Source organism: Rhizobium fabae, assembly GCF_003985135.1.
GTDB lineage: Bacteria > Pseudomonadota > Alphaproteobacteria > Rhizobiales > Rhizobiaceae > Rhizobium > Rhizobium pisi.
Map to the genome: position 1 here is coordinate 1 of NZ_ML133678.1, position 2353 is coordinate 2353.

The 2353-nt window shown below is 60.1% G+C and carries 3 protein-coding genes; all 3 read left to right on the plus strand.

Going from position 1 to position 2353, the window contains the following annotated elements:
- Positions 1–43 precede the first annotated feature (43 nt).
- Positions 44–907 (plus strand): cytochrome-c oxidase, cbb3-type subunit III, encoded by an 864-nt coding sequence (gene ccoP, locus EFB14_RS32710; RefSeq protein ID WP_126830934.1) that lies wholly within the window; start codon positions 44–46, stop codon positions 905–907.
- An 11-nt stretch (positions 908–918) separates the two neighbouring features.
- Positions 919–1104, plus strand: coding sequence for a hypothetical protein (locus EFB14_RS32715; RefSeq protein WP_126830936.1), 186 nt, complete (start codon positions 919–921; stop codon positions 1102–1104).
- A 177-nt stretch (positions 1105–1281) separates the two neighbouring features.
- The coding region (gene ccoG, locus EFB14_RS32720) for a cytochrome c oxidase accessory protein CcoG (RefSeq protein ID WP_126830938.1) at positions 1282–2353 on the plus strand (1072 nt) is incomplete at its 3' end.

The window sequence follows — 2353 nt, forward strand, 5'->3', positions numbered from 1 at the left end:
ACGGCGAAAGAGGCCGCCGATATTCCCTTGAAGGATGATTGAGATGTCGGAAAAACATATCGATGAATTTAGCGGCGTCGAAACGACCGGACATGAATGGGACGGCATCCGCGAACTCAACAATCCGATGCCTCGCTGGTGGGTATGGACCTTCTACGCCACCATCCTCTGGGCGGTGGGCTATGCGATCGCATATCCCGCGATCCCGATGATTACCGATGCTACGAAGGGCATGTTGGGTTTTTCCAGCCGCGCCGAATTGCAGCAGAACCTGGATCAGGCCAGGCTATCGCAGGCGAAGCTGCATGACCTGATCGCCGCCAAGACGGTGCAGGAGATCGATTCCGATCCTGCTCTTCGCGAATTCGCGATCGCCGGCGGCGCGTCTGCGTTCAAGGTGAACTGCGCGCCATGCCATGGCTCGGGAGCAAGCGGCGGTCCTGGATTCCCGAACCTCAACGACGACGATTGGCTGTGGGGCGGAGACCTGGACGCCATTCAGACGACGATCGCGCATGGCATTCGCTTCGACGGAGATACGGACACCCACGCTTCCGAGATGCCGCCCTTTGCCGATGTTCTGGATCCCACCCAGACGAGGCAGGTCGCGGCCTACGTCTGGGGGCTGACCAATACGCCGTCGGATCGCAGTCTCGCGGAGGCCGGAAAGCAGGTCTTCGTCGACAACTGTGCCGCATGCCACGGCGAGGACGCCAAAGGAAAGGCGGAAATGGGTGCACCGGATCTCGCCGATGCGATCTGGCTGAAGGCACGCGGCGAGGACGCCATCATCCGCCAGGTCGCCTCTCCCAAGCATGGCGTCATGCCTGCCTGGGCTGGACGCCTGGGCGATACGACAGTCAAGGAACTTACCATTTTCGTCCATTCGCTTGGCGGCGGGACGTAAGAAGAAAAGCCATGGCAGCTCACGACCACAACCCGCTCCTCGATCTCTATGGCACGCCGCGTGCCACGATACGATCGCGTGTGTCGGCGCGTGCCAAAGCGGTGCCGCCGCCTTCCGATCAAGACGATCCGGCAAAGATCGGCAGTTCGATCGTAAGCTTGACCTGCCTCAAAGACCACGAGGAGACGAGCCGCTAACTGTAGACCTGTCGAGGACGTCCCGGCGGGTGTCTGTTCCCCCGCAGTTCCTCCAGGCCACGCCCTCTCTCCAGGGCGTGGCCTTTTCCTTTCGTGGGAAGACCTTCCGTCTTGATCTGCATCAAGGAAAGGATGCGCGGCAGATGGGACAAGGTCGGATGAAATCGGATAGGTCCCATGAACCTCTACACTGCACCAGATCCCGACAGCATCGAACGGCTCAGCGTCGAGCCGGTTAACGCCCGTCGCAATCGGCAGCCTCTCTATGCACCTCGGAAGAAGGTTTTTCCCAAGCGTGCAGAGGGGCGATTCCGTCAGTTCAAATGGATCGTCATGCTGGTCACGCTCGGCATCTACTATCTCGCGCCATGGATTCGCTGGGATCGCGGTCCTTACGCGCCCGACCAGGCAATCCTTATCGACCTTTCCTCACGCCGCTTCTTCTTTTTCTTCATCGAAATCTGGCCTCAGGAATTTTATTACGTAGCCGGTCTTCTCGTCATGGCGGGGTTCGGCCTGTTTCTCGTCACTTCCGCGGTTGGCCGCGCTTGGTGCGGCTATGCCTGTCCGCAGACGGTCTGGGTCGATCTCTTTCTCGTCGTCGAACGTGCGATCGAAGGTGATCGAAACGCGCGAATGAAGCTTGACGCTGCTCCCTTGAGCTTTGCCAAGCTAAGGAAGCGTGTCGTCAAGCATTCGATCTGGCTCCTGATCGGCGTCGCCACGGGCGGAGCGTGGATCTTTTATTTTGCCGACGCGCCGAGCCTGTTTGTTTCGCTGTTCACTGGCCACGCTCCTCCAGCCGCCTACGCCACGGTCGCCATCCTGACCGCGACGACCTATGTGCTTGGCGGCCTCATGCGCGAGCAGGTTTGCACCTATATGTGCCCGTGGCCGCGCATCCAGGGCGCGATGCTCGACGAGAATTCTCTCGTCGTCACCTATAATGACTGGCGGGGCGAGCAGCGGTCGCGTCATACGAAAAAGGCGCAAGCCAAAGGCCTGCCAGTGGGAGATTGCATCGACTGCAATGCCTGCGTGGCGGTGTGCCCGATGGGTATCGACATTCGCGACGGACAGCAGATGGAGTGCATCACATGCGCGCTCTGCATCGACGCCTGCGACGGTGTTATGGACAAGCTCGGAAAGCTTCGTGGCCTGATCGCCTATGCCACGCTGAGCGAGTACTCGAGCAACATGTCGCTTGCCACGGACGAAGGGCGAACGGCCGTCCAGCCATCCAGAGTTC